The following is a 2,706-nucleotide window of genomic DNA, read 5'->3' as shown; positions in this document are numbered from 1 at the left end:
CCAGCCCGCCGTGGGTGGCGACGACCCCCTTGGGACGTCCCGTCGACCCGGAGGTGAACACGACGTACGCGGCGGCGTCGGCGTCGGCGGGCCCGCTCGGTCGGCCCGGCGCGGTCCAGGTGTGCGGCGCGTCCACCAGCACCGTCCGGCCCGCGAACGCGAACCCGGAAGCGGCGTCGGCGTCGGTGGGGATGGCGAGGGTGCGCAGGGTCGGTGTCGAGGTGACGACCACGGCGGGACGGGCCTCGGCCAGCACGGACTCGAGGCGGCCGAGAGGATGGGTGGGGTCGAGCGGCACGACGACGCCGCCGGCCTTCCACACCGCGAGCCAGGCGACGATCACCTCCACCGACCGTGGCAGCAGCACCCCGACCGCCACCTCGGGTCCCACCCCACGTCCGGCGAGCTGTTCGGCCAGCCGCCGCGCCGCCGCGTCCACCTCGGCGAACGACAGCGCCACCGACCCACACACCACCGCCAGCACCGGCGCACCGGTGGCGCCCGGACGGGACTCGTCCGCGCGGGCGGCGGCGACCGTGCGGTCCCACACGTCCAGAACCGTCGGCGACACCGGCGGCGAGACCGGGGTCAGGGCCGGCAGGTGTGGGGCGGGGACGTCGCGGCCGCTCCACACCCGGGTGAGCTGGTGGCGTTCGTCCGGTGAGAGCACGTCAAGACGGGACAGGGGCAGGTCGGGGGTGCGCGCCAGGGCGGCCAGCACCCGGCCGAGGCGGGCCAGCAGCGCCTCGACGGTGGCCCGGTCGAACAGGTCCGCGTCGTACTCGGCGGACACGAGCAGTCCGCCGTCCGCCGGCGTCCGGGCCTCGACGTCGGATGCGTCAACGTCGGAGGCGTCGACGCCCGGCGTGTCGCCCAGGGGGGCGCCGGCGTGGGTGAAGGTCAGTGCCAGGTCGAACTTGGCGGTGGCCGGTTCGGCCAGGTCCAGGGGGACGGCGTTCAGACCGGTGAAGCGTGGACGTTCGCCGGTCGGGTTCCAGAAGTCGATGAGGGTCTGCACGAGCGGATGGCGCCCGGCGCGGCGCGGCGGGTTGAGGCGTTCGACGACCGCGTCGAACGGGACGTCGGCGTGGGCGTAGGCGTCCAGGGCCGTGTGTCGGACCCGGCGCAGCAGGGCGCGCAGGGTCGGATCGCCGCCGAGGTCGGTGCGCAGCACGACGGTGTTGACGAAGAAACCGACCAGTGGTTCGAGGGCCGGATCGGAGCGGCCGGCGACCAGCGCGCCCAACGGGATGTCGGTGCCGGCGCCGAGGGTGTGCAGGGTGGCGGCGACGGCCAGGTGGGCGAGCATCAGCTCGCTGGCCCCGGTCTCGGCGAGCAGCGGGCGCAGCGCCGCCATGACACCGGCGGGGATCTCGGCGCGCAGTCGGCCGCCGCCCGCGGAGGGCTGGTCCGGGCCGGGGCGGGGCCGGTCGACGGGCAGTGCGATCGCGTCTGCGAGCCCGTCGAGGGTGTTCGCCCAGTGGTCGAGCTGCTGGCGGGCCAGCGCCGAGGGCTGACCGGGGGCGCCGACCAGCCCGTCGTGCCACACGGCGTAGTCGGCGTACTGGATCGTCAGCGCCGTCCAGTGTGGTGCGCTGCCGGCCCGGCGGGCGTCGTAGGCCGTGGTGAGGTCGTGCAGCAGCGGGCCGGTCGACCCCTCGTCGCCGGCGATGTGCTGGATGACCAGTGCCAGGACATGGTCGTCCGCGCCCAGGCGCAGCACCTCGACCAGGATCGGGATCTGGGTGGCCAGGTCCAGGCCGGTGGCCAGGACGCGCCGCAGCTGGTCGGGCAGTGCCGCCTCGTCGGTGTCGACGACGGTGAACGGCACCTCGACGTCGGTGAGGATCCGCTGGTAGGGGACGCCGTCGCGGTCGGGGAAGACGGTGCGCAGCGACTCGTGTCGGGCGACGACGTCACCGAAGGCCGCGCGCAGCGCCGCGATGTCCAGCTCACCGGTCAGCCGCAGCGCGAACGGCAGGTTGTAGGTGTCGGACGGTCCGTCCAACCGGTGGAGGAACCACAGTCGTCGCTGGGCGGCCGACAGCGGCAGCGGGTCGGGGCGCACCCCCGCGACGAGGGCGGGCAGCACCGGTGCGGCGGCGATCGCGTCCAGGCTCGCGGCGAGCCGCGCGACGGTCGGGGTGTCGAACACGAGTCGGATCGAGACGGCCTGCCCGGTCAGCGTGCGCACCCGGGCGATGAGACGGGCGGCGAGCAGGGAATGCCCGCCGAGGGCGAAGAACGAGTCGTCCGGGCCGATGCCCTCGACCCCGAGCACCTCGGTGAACAACCGGGCGACCAGCTGTTCGGTCGCCGTCGCCAGGGCGCCGTGCCCCGCCCGGCCGTCGCCGGCGCCGCTGCCGGTGCGGACGGGGACGGGCAGCGCCCGCCGGTCAAGCTTGCCGTTGGGGGTCGTCGGCAGCGCCGGCAACACCACGATCACCGAGGGCACCAGGTAGTCCGGCAGCACGGCGCCGAGCGCGGCCCGCAGCCGCACCGCGTCGAGCTCCCCCTCGCCCCCCGGCGACAGCGACCTGCCACCGCCGGCCGCACCCACACCGGACGAGCCCACGCCGGACGGACCAGCGCTGGGTACGACGTAGCCGATCAGGCGGGTGGTGCCGGCGTCCGTGCGGGCGACGACGACCGCCTGGCCGACACCGGGCAGCCCGGCGAGCACCGCCTCGACCTCCCCGGGTTCCA

Annotated in this window: 1 protein-coding gene; it reads right to left on the bottom strand. The window is 75.5% G+C overall.

What is annotated here, in order from left to right; all coding sequences use genetic code 11:
• On the bottom strand, positions 1–2,706 hold a 2,706-nt coding region (locus MXD59_RS25835; RefSeq protein ID WP_248827171.1), incomplete at both ends, for a condensation domain-containing protein.

Source organism: Frankia umida (assembly GCF_023242945.1).
GTDB classification, from domain to species: Bacteria; Actinomycetota; Actinomycetes; order Frankiales; family Frankiaceae; genus Frankia; species Frankia umida.
The sequence above is the reverse complement of the archived record's forward strand: the minus strand, read 5'-3'. Positions and strand labels throughout refer to the sequence as shown.